Source organism: Bradyrhizobium sp. NBAIM08, from assembly GCF_020193935.1.
Taxonomy (GTDB): domain Bacteria; phylum Pseudomonadota; class Alphaproteobacteria; order Rhizobiales; family Xanthobacteraceae; genus Bradyrhizobium; species Bradyrhizobium yuanmingense.
Window position 1 is genome coordinate 1 of record NZ_JADYVR010001236.1, and the last position, 388, is coordinate 388.

Sequence of the window (388 nt, forward strand, 5' to 3'; positions counted from 1 at the left end):
CAAAATGCTCGACACGCTCAAAACGGTGCACAAGTTTCAGCGGCTGTATAACTTAGTTGCGATCCTTGGAAGCGGTTATATTGAATTTGACCGACTCAATTTTGACTACGGACCGATATTTTCAACTGTCGGTTATAATGAAGTCGAAGGCTATCGTATCCGCGCAGGCGGTCGCACTTATTTCGGGCCAAACGATCTGTGGCGTTTGCAAGGTTACACGGCGTATGGTTTTAAAGATGACAAATTCAAATATGGACTCTCCGGAAAATGGATGATCGATAGAAAAACAAGGCTGATTCTTTCTGGCGGCAACCGGCGCGATGTCGAGCAAATAGGCGCGAGTCTAACCACTACCAACGATGTCATGGGAAGAAGTTTCGCATCATCG

1 protein-coding gene is annotated in these 388 nt (G+C 46.4%); it reads left to right on the plus strand.

Annotated features, from left to right (window positions below):
• The coding region (locus tag I6F37_RS44305) for a hypothetical protein (RefSeq protein ID WP_225155032.1) at nt 1-388 on the plus strand (388 nt) is incomplete at both ends.